11 protein-coding genes are annotated in these 16,183 nt (G+C 55.4%); 6 read left to right on the top strand and 5 right to left on the bottom strand.

Annotated elements, in window-relative coordinates:
* Window positions 1-118: 118 nt before the first annotated feature.
* Window positions 119-2,494, bottom strand: a complete 2,376-nt coding sequence (locus B1748_RS31760) for an alpha-L-rhamnosidase-related protein (RefSeq protein WP_087571984.1) — start codon at window positions 2,492-2,494, stop codon at window positions 119-121.
* Between the two features lie 183 nt (window positions 2,495-2,677).
* Here B1748_RS31760 and B1748_RS31765 point away from each other — a divergent pair, with 183 nt between their 5' ends.
* The 3 genes from B1748_RS31765 (at window position 2,678) to B1748_RS31775 (ending at window position 9,759) form a co-directional block, all read left to right on the top strand.
* Complete coding sequence (locus tag B1748_RS31765) at window positions 2,678-4,018, top strand: sensor histidine kinase (RefSeq protein WP_087571985.1); 1,341 nt, start codon at window positions 2,678-2,680, stop codon at window positions 4,016-4,018.
* A 1-nt stretch (window position 4,019) separates the two neighbouring features.
* A complete protein-coding gene (locus B1748_RS31770; RefSeq protein WP_087571986.1) occupies window positions 4,020-4,682 on the top strand; it encodes a response regulator transcription factor in 663 nt (220 codons plus the stop codon).
* A gap of 388 nt (window positions 4,683-5,070) precedes the next feature.
* Window positions 5,071-9,759 (top strand): hypothetical protein, encoded by a 4,689-nt coding sequence (locus tag B1748_RS31775; protein ID WP_087571987.1) that lies wholly within the window; start codon window positions 5,071-5,073, stop codon window positions 9,757-9,759.
* 400 nt (window positions 9,760-10,159) lie between these two features.
* Here the strand turns inward: B1748_RS31775 and csaA are convergent, their stop codons facing one another.
* Window positions 10,160-10,492 carry a chaperone CsaA gene (gene csaA / locus B1748_RS31780; RefSeq protein WP_087571988.1) on the bottom strand — a complete coding sequence of 111 codons (333 nt, stop codon included), beginning with the start codon at window positions 10,490-10,492 and terminating at the stop codon, window positions 10,160-10,162.
* Entirely contained in the window at window positions 10,479-11,390 is a 912-nt protein-coding gene (locus tag B1748_RS31785) for a DMT family transporter (protein WP_087571989.1), read from the bottom strand. The genes csaA and B1748_RS31785 overlap by 14 nt, the downstream gene beginning before the upstream one ends.
* A gap of 151 nt (window positions 11,391-11,541) precedes the next feature.
* Between B1748_RS31785 and B1748_RS31790 the strand changes: the two genes are divergently transcribed.
* The 3 genes from B1748_RS31790 (at window position 11,542) to B1748_RS31800 (ending at window position 14,202) form a co-directional block, all read left to right on the top strand.
* Window positions 11,542-12,447, top strand: coding sequence for an AraC family transcriptional regulator (locus B1748_RS31790; RefSeq protein ID WP_087571990.1), 906 nt, complete (start codon window positions 11,542-11,544; stop codon window positions 12,445-12,447).
* 140 nt (window positions 12,448-12,587) lie between these two features.
* Window positions 12,588-13,541 (top strand): DoxX-like family protein, encoded by a 954-nt coding sequence (locus B1748_RS31795; RefSeq protein ID WP_087571991.1) that lies wholly within the window; start codon window positions 12,588-12,590, stop codon window positions 13,539-13,541.
* Window positions 13,525-14,202: a DUF4166 domain-containing protein gene (locus B1748_RS31800; protein ID WP_087571992.1), complete on the top strand. Its 678-nt coding sequence runs from the start codon at window positions 13,525-13,527 to the stop codon at window positions 14,200-14,202. The genes B1748_RS31795 and B1748_RS31800 overlap by 17 nt, the downstream gene beginning before the upstream one ends.
* Before the next feature lie 69 nt (window positions 14,203-14,271).
* Here the strand turns inward: B1748_RS31800 and B1748_RS31805 are convergent, their stop codons facing one another.
* Entirely contained in the window at window positions 14,272-15,168 is an 897-nt protein-coding gene (locus tag B1748_RS31805; RefSeq protein ID WP_087571993.1) for an AraC family transcriptional regulator, read from the bottom strand.
* Between the two features lie 48 nt (window positions 15,169-15,216).
* The gene (locus B1748_RS31810; RefSeq protein ID WP_087571994.1) at window positions 15,217-16,083 is read right to left on the bottom strand and encodes an AraC family transcriptional regulator; all 867 of its coding nucleotides are present in this window, start codon (window positions 16,081-16,083) and stop codon (window positions 15,217-15,219) included.
* Window positions 16,084-16,183: the final 100 nt, after the last annotated feature.

Consider the following 16,183-nt stretch of genomic DNA (forward strand, 5'->3'; position numbering starts at 1 on the left):
AGCAGGGGACAATATCGTGCCTTGATGCCGCTGTTTTCTTTTACCACGCCAAGGACGGCGACAGCCGTTTCACCTTGCCCGCCCAATGCTTCTAGTCCCGGAATAACTTCTCCGCTGCCTAAAATTGGAAGACATGCTGGCCCTCTTGCAAGGGATACGTTTCATCGCCCCAAACAAGCGTGCCTGACAACCCCGGGGGCAGGGAGGCTTCCACAAGCCACTTCATCCCTGATGCGACGACTTTCACCTCAATAAAGCCATTCCTATGAGGAAGCTTGCCGTGAAGGTAGCTTAAAGCTCCCGGCTGCGGACGGATTTCAACCGCCGCGAAACCCATGGATGCCGGACGAATGCCGAGCAAATTAGCGTACAAATGATAAATGGGATGGGCGCCCCATGCATGGCAGTCCGAACGGCTATGATCCAGGAAAATTTCCGGAGTCGTTCGAAGACCGCGCTCTCCCATGCCAAGCCATGGCTCCAGTCTCGCGAGCAGTACGTCCGTCTTGCCACCGGCCGCCAACGCTTCGAACGTATAGTGATCGAAATAAATGCTGGTCCGCATGAGGTCGCCAGCCTGCAAGAATGAAGACATGAGGCGGCGTTTCAGCTCCGGTGCTAACGATCCGCACAAGGTGGCAAGCACCTGGGCATGTTCGGAAAAATGCAGATGCTCCGTATCATCGGCAAACATCAGCCTTTCCTCGTTCCAGAACAGCCGCTCGACCGTATCGCTCAACTGTTCGGCCAATCGGAGCGCTCTTGCCGCCAGCTCGGTTTCGCCCAAGTAGTCTTCGATTTTGGACACGAGCTCGAGTGTATAAATGATCAGCAAATTGTAGGCCGCATTCAAACGGTCCGGACCATGCGGCGGCTCGCCATGGCTCCAGGCACCCGATGGATACATTGGCCAGTCCAGGAAATTCCACGACACCGGCAGCTTGACCGCCCCGTTCGCCGAACGGTTGCACATAAGCCGCTCCAGCTCGTCCCGCACGCTGGCCATCATAAGTCGCACCCATTCGCGGTCGCCTCTCCAGAGGGCGTAGTCATAGACCATCGCCGCCCACCACAAGGAGAAGGAAGAGATATGCTTGCCTCCTTGATCCGGATATGCGCAGTTGACAAGGCCAAGATGATTGCTTCGGGATGCCCGGAACATATCCAGCGCTTTGCGCGGCAATCGGTCGTCGAGCGTGCTGACGTAGGTAATAAGCGATTGGATCCGGGTATCGCCTACGTACATGAGCTGCTCCCAATACGGGCAATCCATATAGGTTTCGTGCGCGCACATTTGCAATGTTCGGAACGACGCAGCAACCACCTGGTCGAGACGCTCATCTTGGCAAGAGAGGAAGCCTTCCATGGACAGGGGATAGCGGGTTTCCGTCAGTCTGAGCTCATGAAGACGCAACGCTTCGTCCTCCGTCTCCACGATGAGCTCCGCATACCGGCCCGCATGCCACCACAACGTATCGAATCGTCTGCCGACACCGCCGTCCGGACGGAACGTATCGCCGATGCCTCGAAACCATTTGCCGACTATATCTTCCCTATTCGTCTTCCGATGACCCTGCGCTTCGTCGTAAAAGGATTCTTCCCAGTGAAGCCGGATGACGGAGCCCCGCCCGCCTGACACGGTCAACTCGGGATAGAAGCAATAATAATTTCCCAAATCGATGACAACCCGTTTCCGGGTATGTGCCGAAATCTCCATCGACCCCCCGGCAAACAAGCCCGACCAGCTCGAATGCTCCTCCGGCAAATCGTGGGCTGCCTCAACGGGGCGTCCATCTGATTCCTTGATGCCGGCCTGCCCGACGAACCTTACGGAGGCCGGACGGAAGGATGTCTCCTGCATGGCGGGCAGAGACGCCGGGCGCATGTAACGCAGCACCGATGACAAGTGAAGCTGATTCGACTTTAAATAGACAGGCTCTCCGGCTTGAGCGGGAAGCCACCCGCCGCCTTCTCCCGACATGGCGTCCCAATCGAAGGAAGCCCCATCGATGTCCAGCTTGGCGCCCGTGCCAATACCCGATGGCGTCTGCACGAACCGATAGCCCGGCAGCGGCTTTGTTTCCCAATGGGCCTCACCGGTTCCCATCAGAGGCGCGAGCGCTTCATCTTCGGGACTTAGCAGGAATCCGGGCTGCACGCTGACCTGGGCCCATGGCTTAAGTTCTCCCAGCGACCAGCAGCGCGCAAGCCATTGATGTTCGCCGGCGGGGATTTCGACCTCATACGTTTCGTAAAACCAATTGATGCGATCACCGCGCTCGCTGCCTCGGCCGATCCGGTCCCGATCGAAATACAGCTCGTACCTTTCGTCCCCTGATACATTGATGCGTACGCGGCGTGATTCCTTTAAGTTAAACGTGCACCGATACATGACAACGAACGGAGCCGGCCCGGCCTCATGGCAGCTTATCCAGCGGCAAGGCCAATCCGGGGTTTGCTGCCAAGGCGGCGGTTTTATGTTGAATTGGTTCATAAACTCTCCTCCTCATTGAGCTAGCAGGTTAACCATAGCTGTTGCGGAGAGGGAACATCAATATACATTTTTCTAGGGGATTAACATGCCATCCATCCACGAACAGAGGCAGGAGTTGGGGAGTACTTCCCGAATACTATATCGTTAAACGTTTAGGACATAAATAACCCGGGATGGGATACGATGTTAATTTATTTTTTTGCATTGCTCGTCGCGGCTATCGTGCTGCTGGCAAGTGATCCTCAAAGCCGAACGAACCGGTGGGCGGCATTCTTTCTGTTCTTCGCGTCCATTGGAGGGGTGGCGGATACGGTCGAAGAGGCGGGACTGCACGGTGCGGCTGGCGCGATTGCGTTCCTCAACGTAACGGTTACGCCTTATGGGGTGCTGATGTTCGCCATGTCGTATGCCGGCGTGTTTGACAGATCCCGCAGGCCATATATTCTTCTAGCCGGGCTGCTGCTCCTGCCGGTGCCGGTTATGCTTGCCGCCGGTCTGGGCGATGAGGCAACGCGCAGGGATGACTGGCTGCTCCTGCTGTGGAGCGGGCCCTATTATTTGATAGCCTGTTGGCTGCTCATCATGTCGTTATGGCGGGAAAAGGATGCCCGCAAGAGAAGACAGCGTCTCTTGACGATGCTGCTGTTCGTACCTACGTTGCTGGCGGTTCTGATGTTCATCTATGTAGCAAGGACGTTTGCACCGGACTTTCCTTTCTTCGGTTATGTGGCCGCCTTCATCTCCTATTCGCTGGCGGCCGGGCTGCTGCTTGCGTTCGCCTACGGTGTATTGGGCGTAAGGCTGCGCTTCGAACGCGATCCTCTGGAGAGCGCCATGAAGGCGGCGAGCTCCGGGACGAATCTGCTCAATCATACGATTAAGAACGAGATCGGCAAAATCGCCATTAGCGCGGACAATGCGCGCCGTTCGCTGCCGCCTGGCGTCGACGAAGAGGTACAGCAGCATCTGGCGATTATCGAGCGATCTTCGGAGCATATGCGCGCCATGGTGGAACGGCTCCATGGCCGCACGAAGGCCATCGAGCTTCGGGAGGAGCCGGTTCGGCTCGACTTGCTGGCGAGCTCGGTCACGGAGGACTACCGCGAACGCGCCGAGCGGGCCCAAGTCCTTGTAGAAATTCATTGTCGGTGCGCTCCGACCGTAGTCTGCGACCCTGTGCATGTGAGAGAAGCGCTCGGCAATCTCTTGGCGAATGCGATAGAAGCGTCTCCTTCACCCGGAGGGAGAGTGGAGGTCGCTCTGAACGCGGGCAAACGAAACGTCACGCTGTCGGTTGGCGACAATGGTCCCGGCATGACGCGATCGCAAACGGCAAGGGCGTTCGAACCGTTTTATAGCACCAAAAATGGAGCGAATAATTACGGTCTGGGTCTCTCGTACGTTTATAATGTGATGCATGCGCACGGCGGATCGGCGGAGCTCTCGGGCAAGGAATCGGGCGGAGTGGCGGCATCTCTCGTGTTCCCGCGTAAGAAGGTCTTGCGGCAGAATGGAGGCGGGTAAAATGGAGAGGAAGACGGACGGCGGGAGCGGTCCCATTCGAATATTGATTGTGGAGGACGATCTTGACTGGATCAAAGCTATCTCTGCTTTTTTGAATAACGAAACCGACATGCTCGTGGTCGGCGCCGCAACGACAACGGATGAAGCGCTGCAACTGGCGGATACGCTGCCGTTTGACGTAGCGCTGGTGGACATCCAGTTGACGGCAGGCGGACACGAGGGGATCTACGCCGCTCTTGAGCTGCATCAGTCGCATGCGGCCAAAATCATCATGCTGACATCCGTAACCGATGAAGCCGTCATGACGCAGGCCTTTACCGCCGGGGCCGTCAATTACATCGAGAAGTCCCGCTACAGAGATCTTCCGGCAGCGATTCGAACCGCTTACCGCCATCCGGCGGCCATGGAGGCCTTACTGAAGGAGTTCGCCAGGCTGAAGCGCGAGGAGCAGCTCGGGGCGTTGACGCCGGCAGAGCGCGAGGTTTTCGAACTTATCGAGCAGGGGCATACGCAGTCGGAAATCGAGAGGAAGCTGTACAAGGCGGAGAGCACGCTTAAAAATCAGGTCAACAAAGTGTTGAAGAAGCTTGGCGTTCGGAGCAGCAAGGAAGCCGTGGAATTGGTACGCCGCAAGGGATTGTTCCGAAGGGGAGACAAGCGTTAGTCTTCTGCGGGTTGCCGCCATTAGGCTGACAAGCGCAATGGAGCGCGGCAGGAAGGTCGGAGTCATCCAAGATACACCAGATGCATCTTGCCCTGGAACGACCATTCGTTCGGCAAACTTCTTGATCTGTTCCGACCAAATCTATTTTCGGCTGGATTTTTTCCAGCCGATTTTTTTTATATATTAGGGTCAAGAGATGCGATGCTCTTGGCCTGATCATTGCCGGCAGTGGTTCAAGGTGACAAATTTATAGGTTAATGGGGGGATGGAGCGGGCTCGGCCGTATAGACTTAATCATGTTCAAGGAGTTGCTTGACACCAGATTTGTAACCGCTTTCTAAGGTTTGCCGCCAACAACGGCTAAGATTTGAAGGGAGGAAGGCTAACGATGCGCAACAAGCGATTGTGGATCAAGCTTCTGGCTGCGGCTTTTTGTCTGATTGCTCTGCACGGAGCGTCAGGTGCCGTTTCCGCAGAAGAAGATGCTAACCATTATTACATTACCCCGTATAATTTCAAATCATTTGGTTCATGGACGCTCAGCGGAGATTTTCTTCAAGGGCGCGTGACAGCCCCCTCGATCGGGGAGGCGAACGGTTCCGGCGGCGTGCCGGCCGTTGCGGAAGTGAATATCACCAATGCGGGCGAGTACCGCCTATGGGTACGCGATCGCGATTTTGCCACCAACTCGCCAGGCATCCGCACATTCCACGTTGGAGTCGACGGCGTACTGGCTAATAGAATGTTCGGCAACCATGGGCAGGAAGGCTTCCGCTGGACGGAGGTTGGAATCTATGAGTTGGAGCAGGGCGTGCATGAACTGGAGCTGCATGACACCTCCGGGTTTTACGCGCGCAGCGAGGGTTTTTTTCTGAGCGACGATCTCGATCTGGTTCCGCCGGAGGACAAGGAAGAACTACTGCAGATTGTTCAGCCTTACAATCCGTTAGATGAGCTGCCTTCCGCGGAATTCCCGGCGTGGGCCAAGGGGGCGTTTACGCCAACGAAGACGGCCGCCATCGAAAATGATTCCGTTAAAGTCGTCTTCTATCAGGGGCAGGGCAGCGAAGGCGCGCTTGTACAGAATGAAATCTATGTCAAGGATAATGGCCAGTGGCTGCTCGTCAAGGAGAGGAACGAGGAATTCGGCGTTTTGATGATGGCGGCTCTTCATAGCACGATGGGCGGCATTACGGACGAATATGCCAATGTCATTCAGCGGGTCCTCATTAACGGGTCCGAGGTGACGGGGCTGACTAGCGATTTTTTTCGCACCGGCCAGCCGATCTGGTTCATTCCTTCCGACTTTGCCGTGCTGGGCGCGGACAAGATTGAACTGAGCTTCCCGAGCGCGGAGGCCGAACTGAAGCTGCTGTTCGAGCTGGACGACCTAACGGACGATCCGAAGGTGACCGTGCAGGCCGAATTTGCCGAAGACGGCGCCTATTCCTTCTTGCTGTTCAGCGGCGACGGCGTGGCGTATGAGGATTACGAGACGGTGACGGCGCCGCTGCTCTACGTCAAGAAGACCGTGCCCGACCGGCCGGTGATGATACCGGAAAGTTTCCTGTTCACGCCGATGGCTACCTTGCATTACACGGGCAGCCAATCCAGGGTTCCCGGCAAGGTGCTGACCTCCGGCGTGGTGATGGACCCCGAGAGCGTGCCTCAGGACTACGCCTACCCGGATACATCGCATTTCGGCCTCGTGCTGCGAGACCAGGACGGCGATATTCGGCCGCAGCTTGTCGCGCCGATGTTCGGCAATGCGGACAGCCTGTTTGAAGCGGGCGACAGCTACGAGGTTTCCTTTCGCATTATTAATCGTTTCGCGTCCTGGTACGACACGTTCAAGCATGTGACCGGGGAGATGTACAACTTCACGGATTTGCGCACCAATTATTTTCATTCCGTCAACGAAGCGATCTATAATGCCACCGATTTGATGATGGATGACGATTACGGGGGCTGGGACCCGGTCAATATGGCGCATTACAATATGGAAGAGCGGGATATGACCACGGTTGCCAACGCCATGACGGCGGTGCAGCGGTACTTGCTGACGGGGGACGAGGACATACTCGACAAGCGGGCCGTGCCGACTTTGGCGTTCATGCTTAGCAGGCTGAATTATCATTTCAAAACGACGGGCAGCCAGGGCGGCTCCACCTATGCGCCGTCGCCGGCGCCGATCGGCGGGCCGGTTGCCAATTATTCCGCCGCAGTGTTCGGCGGGTTGTATGAGATGACGCAGGGTCGTATGCCGTCTCTGCTGGATACGGCCGTACGCACGGACGCGAAGACGGTCAATCTCAAGGGAATCACCGATCAGATGGCGATGTACAAGTATACCGGCGACCCCGAGCATCTACTTCGCACGAAGGCGCTGGCGGACAGATATCTGGCCTCGTATCCGAATGTGGGCGCGAACCGCGAGGTTCGCTTTGTGAACAGCTTTGTATACGGCGATTATATTCCGATGGTGGCCGCCTTCCTGGCTGCCTACGAGGCGACGGGCGAACAGAAGTATCTCGATGCGGCGGAGGACAGCGGGCGCTTGCTGGCAACGGGTATCTGGACGACGGGTTATCATTCCGATTATGCGACTACGAACTATACGGTGATCCCGGAGACGGCCTCTGTACGGCCCTTGTTCGCCGAGCGCTTCAATTATTGGTGGCACGGCGATCGGCAATGGCGGCTGGGCAACGTCGACGGGGAAGCGAAGCCGCCGCAGGAAGCGGGTCCGCCGCTTCAGTTGGAGAGCGCGCCAGGCTGGCTGCCGGCCAAGGCGGGCCTGGGAACGGAGCATCCGCGCACGCCGGGACACGGCAATGTGATCTCCATGAACAATTGGGCGGGCATGCTCGTCAAGCTGTCCGAGTACACGGGAGACTCATACTTCGAAACGATGGCTCGCAACGCTATTGTCGGACGTTATGGGAATTATCCCGGTTATTATCAGGACAGGTATCTGTTTCACACGATGAAGGCTGATTATCCCTATACAGGACCGGATTATACATCGATTTATTGGCATCATATTCCGGTGTTTATTTCGATGCTGGAGGATTTTCTCATCAATAGCGCATGGGCAAAGTCGGAGCGCAGCATAGCATTTCCCTCCCTGTACCAATCGGGATATGCCTATTTTGCTTCCAATCAATACGGACATGCGCCTGGCGTGTTTTACGAGGAAGAAGAGATGTGGCTCTGGCTGGATCGCGGCATTATCGAGCCCGATTCCGTGGAAATCGATTATTTGGCCGCGCGCAAAGAAGGCAAGCTTGGTCTTGCGCTGATGAATGAAGGCAACCTGCCGCGCGAGACGGTGATTGAACTGGGCGAGAAAGTGCCGGGTGGAGCGACGTATTCCGGTACGGCAACCGTCTATGAAGCTGACGGCACCGAATCGTCGGTGGCTGTAGTAGATGGGCAATTCACGCTGGAGATTCCCGCCAAAGGGATTCGTTCGGTCGTGCTGAGCATTCCGGGCATGCAGGCGCCGGGCTACGCGAGGACGGATGTCGAGTATTCCAACAACCTGCGCCAGACGGTAAGCGAGCATACTCGCGGCAAGGGGCATGTCATTCAACTCGAGCCGGATAGCTACTACGCGTATGTGTATGTATCGGATATGAACGACAAGTCCGACAAAGTGAGCATCAGCTATCAGGTGGGCAATACGACAAGCAACGCCGAGAAGGTCGGATACCCCTATGAATTTCTTATCAAGGTGGAAGACCCTAATGCCGTCTTTACATACGAACTGACGGCGGAGAAGGGTGGACAGAACGAGTCGCTGGGCGGCGGCACGCTGCATCCGACAGACTTCGCGAGTCCGGGCGTATCGATTCCGGAAGAGGGGCAATTCGAGCCGATCGAGCTATCGGTGATCACCTCGGGGACGGGAAGCGGACGTCTGCGGTTTGTCGTCGATCTTGATGCGTTCCCGTTCGCGGTCAGCGAGAATCTGCTGAAAGACTTGCGCGTCACCGGTACATTGACGCCTGCCAGCGGGCCGGCGCTGGAGCTGGACAGCACCATAATCGGCAATGAAGTGCGCCCTAACGGCACGACCGTGCTGGTGGTTCGACCGACGGACGAGGTGCCGCTGGTCAACTATCAGAGCTACGCCATTACGCTGACGATTCATCCCCGGCCTAAGCCCGGAAACTTTGAGCCGTTCGCCCTGTCGGTCATCAGCGCCGGACGGGCTTCAGGCCATAACCGCATGGTTGTTTCGGCCGCCGATTTTCCTTTCGCCATTGCGGGCAACACGTTGAGCGGGTACCGGGTGACCGGCGTGCTGAAGCATAAGACGAACGGCTCGGCTCTGGTGCTGGACAGTGTCATCAGCGGCAATGAGATGCGGGCCAACAATCAGACGGTCCTGGTAATCGCGCCGACCCTCGAGGTGCCGTACCGGGATTACAACGACTATGAGATCGAGTTGGCCATTCATCCGTTCGCGCCCGATGCGGCGCCACTTCCCGCGAGTGCCGAGCTCTCCCACAATCAGGGAACAGGCGGCATGGCGGACGGCTTCTACGATGTAACGATGAATTTGTGGTATGGCAACAACGCCGGCTTATATCAGCTTTATGAAAATGGGGTTCTGATCGATACGCAGTGGCTAACCATGAACTCGCCAGCGGCTCAGACGGCGGTTACGTCTGTGACCTACAGGGCGAACGGAACTTACCGCTACCATGCTCGTCTGGCCAATGCATTCGGCGAGACCGTGACCCCTACTGTAATTGTCGAGGTGACGGAGGCATCGCCCGCGCCTTTCGTCCTCTCCCACGACAACTGGGCGGGGAGCGGCGAATATACCGTTACCATGAATATGTGGTGGGGACGCAACGGAACGACGTACCGTCTCTTTGAGAACGGAGTTTTGATCGATACGCAGGCGCTGCCCGATCAATCACCGATGGGGCAGTCGGTTGCGACGGAACTGCACGGCCGCTCTCCGGGCGTGTATGCCTATCGGGCGGAGCTCGCTAACTATGCCGGCACGGTCACAAGCGAAGCGGAGACTGTGGTAGTAAACGGAGCTCCATTGGGCGAATAGCAGCACGCAGCGCGCCGCGGTTCAATGCGACGGCCGAGACTGATTGATACGACCAATGCCGAACCAGCCGGTATTGGCATATGGATCTAAAATTGAAAATCTATACGAAAGTGGCTGTCTCAAAATTAAGATTGTTCGCTTGTTGAAATAGCTCACTTGATGAATGAAACGTCAAAAATGAAGAAATGGCGGTGCTAGGGCGTTATCCCTTCACCGCCATTTCTGGCTTTTGGTCTATTGCCGCCTTCTTGAGCAGGTGATTTTGTTCAAATATAGGAAAGTATCAGTAAGTTTTTCTACTTGGCCTCTAGTTCTCGGAATGAAACTTTCTGCGCCGCCAAAGGACGGCGACAGCCGTTTCACCTTGAACGGGATGATTCTTGTTAGTTACACTTCGCCATTAACCAATCGCAGTTCCATTCGGCATGATCATATCCGGTTTCAATAGAATGACATCCCCTTCTTCCGGGACTCCTCCGAGCACCAATACTTCAGACTTGAACCCTGCTATGCGCCGGGCGGGAAAGTTAACCACGCATATGACTTGTTTCCCGACGATTTCCTCGGCTGTATACCGTTTTGTAATCTGCGCGCTGGAGGCTTTTATTCCAATTTCAGGCCCGAAATCAATTTCGAGCTTAATAGCAGGCGTTCTCGCTTCCGCAAAAAACTCCGCCTTCGCAATCGTTCCGACACGAATATCGAGCTTCATAAAATCTTCAATGACTGCCAACTTTTATTCCCCTCACTTTTAATGATTTAGACCAAAAATACAACCCCATGCCCAGTAATGTCAATAATCCGCCTAAAAACTGAAAGAACGATATGGTTTCTCCCAATAGCAGGTAAGCAAGAAAAATGGCAAGGATCGGTTCACCGATAATGCCGACCGAGATCGTAGTCGCCCCGATCGAATTCAGCAGGAGATTAAAAATATATTGTCCGAAAATAGTGGGGATAACGGCAAGCATTAAAAAGTAAGTCCAATCGGACGAGTCGTATCCCGTCAAAGAAACTTGATTCGCCAAATTGTACGCGAGCATGACGGTGCCGCCGATCAGAAACACGATGACACTGTACGCATTGGCAGGGATTTTGCGGCTGACTTGCTGCCCGGCGAGCAGATAGGCCGACACAAAGAGCGTTCCTAGCAAAGATAATCCATCTCCAATCAAAGCTGCTCTCGAAATCCCGATGTCCCCCCAAGCTATTGCGATCGAACCCAAAAGCGCAACGATCAGGCAAATCACGGTAAGCAGACGAGCCCGTTCTTTGAACCATACATACGAGCCGATCATGACGAATAACGGCTGCAAGGATAAGATTACCATAGAACTTGCAACAGAGGTATAGACCAGCGATTCCATCCAGAATAAGAAGTGCAAGCCAAGCAGGACGCCGGCAAGAATTACGATGCTCCAGTCTTTTTTATTCAAGTTCAAGGTGCGAAACGATCTCCAGGGCACAAAAGCAAGCATGATGAACACGGAAATAAACAATCTGTACATTCCGGCCACAGATGTGGGCGTATCCGAAAACTTGATCATGATGGAAGAGAAAGAGACGGACAAGATGCTGACGAACAACAAAATAAACGAACGGGACGAAGAAAGTTTATTGCATGCAAACATGGTTCCTCCAGATGCTAGAACAATTGCCTGTGCACGGAATTGTTAAGGTATGCTTAAGCTGAATATAATAATATCATCACAGGCTTTGATTTCGTGCAATAATATCTTTAATTAATATAGAAATATCGTCAAATAAAGGAGTTGCGGCCGCGTGGGGAAACCACTGCACGAAACCATCCAATATCCGGACGAAGCTTTTCCGTACATTATGTACACGCATACGAACGAAAGATCGATTCCCGATGGCAGGGGAATCAACGATCTGCATTGGCATGAAGAATTGCAGATGACCCTGGTGACCAAAGGAAAGATGACCATACAAATTAACGGCATCGATTATCGTCTGTCGACCGGAGAAGCCATATTTATCAATAAAAGCGTGCTGCATATCGTTTCCCGTCTAACCCATGGCGGCGAATACGTCAGCTTTAACTTCCCGGAGAAGCTGCTCGCCTTCTACCCGGACAGCGCTATGGAGCAACTTTACGTGCATCCGGTTACTCATTCTTCTTTACTGTCATTGATAATCAGGGGGGATTCGGAGTGGCATAATCAGATTCTGAACATGCTGTGGGATATGAAGCAGGAATTCGAGAAGCAAAAAGCCTGGGGATGGCAATACGAGATCTCCATTCGAACGGTACAGTTATGGATGATTCTTGTCTCAAATATGACATTGCCTGCGGAGGAGGCCTCCAAACATAACAGGCTTCAACAAGAAAGACTGCAAGTAATGCTTAGCTTTATTCACCAAAACTATACGGCCAGTATAACCTTGAAGGAAATAGCCGAGGCCGCGCATCTGAGCGTGTCGGAGTGCACTCGCGGCTTTAAGAAAAGCATTCACATGACGCCCTACTTCTACTTGGTTAAGTACCGCATCCGAAAAAGCCGCGAGCTGTTGGATTCCACGAATCTTTCCGTAACCGAGATCGCCAGGAGAGTTGGTTTTAATCACGTCAATCATTTTATCCAGTCTTTCAAAAGGCATTGCGATATGACTCCTAAGGAATTCCGTAACATTAAAAACGAGCAGAAGGAGACTGGTCGAGCTTGATAGCATACTGCAGGGTACTACGCCACGTAGTACCCTTGTCGGGTTGGGGACCTACGATAGTTGGAACTGCCGCGTTCGGCCGACTGGCGTTACAATTAGCGCAACAACCCGCGTGAAGGGAAGAACAGGGGAGAGCGCATATGAGAACGACGCCGATCTACGTGGAACTGGATATCGCGGCCGATATGGATGCTATATGGAGTCACACCCAGGAGCCGAACTTGCACCGGCAATGGGATTTGCGTTTTACCGATATTACGTATCTTCCGAAAGAAGGAGAGAACTCTCCGCAACGGTTTCTCTACCGTACTCGCATCGGCTTCGGGATTGCAATCGCGGGCACTGGCGAGTCAAGGAGCTCCAGATCAATCGCAACCGGAGGCGCGCTCTCCACGCTCGTATTCGAATCCGAGCAGCCGATTTCGCTTATACGACGGGGCGGCGGCTATTGGCGGTACAAGCCGGACGGCGATCGAGTAACCTTTAGCACGAAGTTCAATTATACGACGAGGTTCGGGATTGTCGGCCGGCTGTTGGACCGGCTGGCATTCCGTCCGTTGTTCGGTTATGCGACCGCCTGGAGCTTCGATATGCTGCGCATCTGGTTAGAGCGCGGCATCGCGCCGGCCGTTACGATTCAGAGAGCGGTCATTCATTATGCGTGCGTAGCGGTATTGTCTCTCCTGTGGCTGTACGAGGGGCTTCTGCCGAAGCTGATCAGTCCGGATAGCGGGGAGCTTCAACTCTATCGGGCGACCGGCTTGTTCCCGAACTTGGAGCATGTATTGCTGCCTTTGTTGGGAGTGGCGGAGATCGGCATGGGGATTGCGATAGCGTTATGGCATCGAAGAAGAGCGGTTTATGTCGGCCAATCTATCTTGCTCGTCCTGCTGGGGGGTACGGCGATTGCCGGAACGCCGGAGCTGCTGTTATCGCCATTTAATCCCCTTGTGCTGACTGTTCCCATGCTGGCATTGGCGATCATTGCCGCTATGACGGCGTCTGGCGTACCGATGGCCGGCCGTTGCCGTCGGAGGAACGAGGATGAGGTCAGCGCGGAGAAAGGAGGCGGCAGTCATGAAGTCTATCTATGAGAAGGCGCTGGGCGCCGACTTCTCCAAGCTGCACCCGCGCATAAGAGAGCGCTTCGGCTTTAGCAGCTCAGACCGGGTTAAGTCCGTTGGCCGAGGAACGATGGAGCGAATCCGTTACGCCAAGCTGGCGGCACTGCCTCTCTATGCGGGAACGAAGCGGCATATCATGTTTCCTCAGGGAGGGCGCGACATCCCCTTTACAATCGAGAATTACGCTTATGTGGACGGTTATGGGAGAGAGACGGTGACATGGATTCGTTCCTTCAAGTTTCCGAACGCCATCCGCCGTTTCGACGCGACGATGATCTATAGCGATAGTCGCGGGAGGATCGTCGATTATTTGGGCACCAAGCAGCATCTCGCGGTCGACCTGCAAATATCGGCAGCTCCCAACGGGGGCATTCGCATTCGCTCGGGAGAGCAGCGCTTCTACGAAGGACTGCTGCAATTCCGATTCCCTGCAAGTCTGACCGGCATCGCCGACGTCTGCGAATGGTACGATGATCGGGCAGACTGTTACCGGATTTCGGTCGAAGTAAATAATCCGTTGATCGGCACCGTATTCGAGTACGAGGGTTCGTTCCAGGCGAGACTGGCGGAGACGGAGCAGGGCGAGATTCCGCTCGACGTCAAGCCGCTGCGCGAGGAGCTTCGGGAGTAGTTGAGCGGTCAAGACCCGAATGGAGCGGGGAAGGGGCTGGTTAGCCGCGAACGGACGGAGACAGCCGTTTCACCTTGGTGCCAACGCCTTCTGGCGGTATTGCCTCGGCGTAATGCCGCTCTCTCTTCGAAATACATGGTAAAAGTGGGACAGATCGCCGAAGCCCGATTGAGCGGCAATCTCCGTCATCGGCCAGTCGGTGCCCGCGAGGAGCCGTTTCGCCTGATTAAGCCGATATTCCGTCAGCAATTGCGTCACCGTAAAGCCCGTTGTCGCCTTAAAGAGCTGCAGCAGCTTCGAACGCGACACGGGAAACCGTTCCAGCAAGCCGTCGATCGTAATTTGGTCGCGGTACGACGCGGCCATGCAGGCGACCACCTCCTGAATAAGCCGCTCGTTCGCGCCGCTGGCGAGCTGCTGCTCCGCCGGCGAATGCTGCAGCTCCCCGATCAGCAGCATCACTTCCGTCAGGCGATGCAGCATCGCGAGCTCGCGCAGCGGATCCGGCGAGCTTAGAAGCTCGGCCAGCCCCGCCGCCGCCGAGCGGGCGCGCTCGGATTGCGCCGCCGTCAGAAAGTAGTGGCTGCTTGTCGAGGAGCCCCCTAGCAACTGGCCGAAGGGGCTTATCTTCCATCCGCATAGCTGCCCCATTGTTGCCAGATAGGCTTCGTCTATCGTCAAAATATAGCGGCTAAACGAATCCTCTCCAGAGTAGGGATGATGCACGACGTTGGGGCCGATAATCGTAAGCGTCCCGGCATGGAGCGGGTACAGCTTCTCTTCGACGATATAAGAGCCGCTGCCGCCGAGGCACAAGTAGATTTCGCAGCCTTCGTGAAAATGCAGTCGCTTGCGGGGCAATTTCCCGGTTCGAAACTCGCAATGAACGGGATGCCGTTTCAGAAAGCTGTTCGTGACCTCGTCTTTTTCGTAAAGCTGCCGCGTCTCGTCTAAGGAGCTGGACACTTGTATCTCCTCCTCGCTTCAAAATCCATTTATCTGATTGATGATCGATCAGGCTTTCATTTGATCCCGATAAGCTTTTGGCGTTAACCCCGTTAACTTTCTGAACTGCTCGTAGAAGTGGCGCATGCCCAGGAAGCCGCAAGCCGCTGCGATATCTTCGATGTTGTCGTCCGTCGACAGCAGCAGATCCTTGGCGCGGACGAGCCGTTTGGCGTTTACGTAGTCGGTCACGGTCATGCCGGTCAGCCCCTTGAAGACGCGGGCGAAGTGGCTGGGGCTGACGTCCGCGCGGCCCGCGAGCTCCGCAAGTCCTCCGCAGCCGACGGGATCGCGGTTCATGTCGCGCAGCGCCTGCCGAATCCAGGCAGGTCCGAAGCCGACGGAGGCCGCGGCGGGGGCGGCGTGTACGGCAGGCAGCCGCGCGAGCTCCAGCAAGAGGCGCAGCAGATGGAGCCGGATAGCATGTCGGTAGCCTGTCTCCTGGCGGGCCATCTCTTCCGCCATTGCGCGGAGCAGAAGCTCGATGCCGGCATGATCGGTCTCCGCCGGGGTCAGTTTGTAGCGCTTCTGCCCCCTGGCCATGTTGTAGCATTGGAGCGGCTCGTATCGATCGCCGAGCGAGTCGGCCTCCACGAGTGGAGGCGAGAAGAACAACGCGGTCGAAACGATGGGCTCGTCGGCGGACGGGAACGCGCGGTGCACGGTATTGCCGGGAATGAGAAACAGGTCGCCGGGGCCTTTCTCGTATATGGTATGGTCGATGAAGAAGGACCCCGTGCCTTCGTGGATGTATACAAGCTCGTAAAGGTCATGCAGATGGTCCGGCCACTCGTTGTCCGAATAGCGTACTCCCTTGTAGACAAGCTCGAATGGAAAGACGGGATCGAGATGGAACGGTTTGCGAACAGGCTGCAAGAGGCAAGCCTCCAATCCGGTTATTGCCCTCAATATATCAAAATCGGACATATTATTGCAATGCGGCGACATTTCATTTTCCGATTGGCGTTCGTACAAT

The sequence above is a fragment of the Paenibacillus sp. MY03 genome, assembly GCF_002165585.1.
GTDB classification, from domain to species: Bacteria; Bacillota; Bacilli; order Paenibacillales; family Paenibacillaceae; genus Pristimantibacillus; species Pristimantibacillus agaridevorans.

Coding starts and splice junctions, on each gene's coding strand:
- B1748_RS31760 (WP_087571984.1), bottom strand. CDS start 2,494: ATGAACCAATTCAACATAAAACCGCCGCCTTGGCAGCAAACCCCGGAT.
- B1748_RS31765 (WP_087571985.1), top strand. CDS start 2,678: ATGTTAATTTATTTTTTTGCATTGCTCGTCGCGGCTATCGTGCTGCTG.
- B1748_RS31770 (WP_087571986.1), top strand. CDS start 4,020: ATGGAGAGGAAGACGGACGGCGGGAGCGGTCCCATTCGAATATTGATT.
- B1748_RS31775 (WP_087571987.1), top strand. CDS start 5,071: ATGCGCAACAAGCGATTGTGGATCAAGCTTCTGGCTGCGGCTTTTTGT.
- B1748_RS31785 (WP_087571989.1), bottom strand. CDS start 11,390: ATGTTTGCATGCAATAAACTTTCTTCGTCCCGTTCGTTTATTTTGTTG.
- B1748_RS31795 (WP_087571991.1), top strand. CDS start 12,588: ATGAGAACGACGCCGATCTACGTGGAACTGGATATCGCGGCCGATATG.
- B1748_RS31800 (WP_087571992.1), top strand. CDS start 13,525: ATGAAGTCTATCTATGAGAAGGCGCTGGGCGCCGACTTCTCCAAGCTG.